Genomic DNA, 244 nt, shown 5'->3' on the forward strand with positions numbered 1-244 from the left:
GTATCATTTTAGTAAATTACGGTTATATTACGGAATAATCACTATATTTCAAATATATCTCTATTTTATTCCGTAATTTGCTGTAAGTAAATAGTTTAAAATGTGGAAGAGAGGTGTAAATGTATGGATAAAAACTTTATTGGAGAACGCATCAGCGAACTGCGTTTAAAGAAAAATGTATCTGAATATCAGATGAGTCTGGATCTTGGCAAAAATAAAAGCTACATCCAGTCCCTCACTTCCG

1 pseudogene is annotated in these 244 nt (G+C 31.6%); it reads left to right on the forward strand.

Annotated features, from left to right (window positions below):
• Nucleotides 1-123: 123 nt before the first annotated feature.
• Nucleotides 124-244, forward strand: a pseudogene (locus LI114_RS14025) (transcriptional regulator); the annotation flags it as partial.

This window comes from Ruminococcus sp. 210702-SL.1.03 (assembly GCF_020559915.1).
Taxonomy (GTDB): domain Bacteria; phylum Bacillota; class Clostridia; order Oscillospirales; family Ruminococcaceae; genus YE71.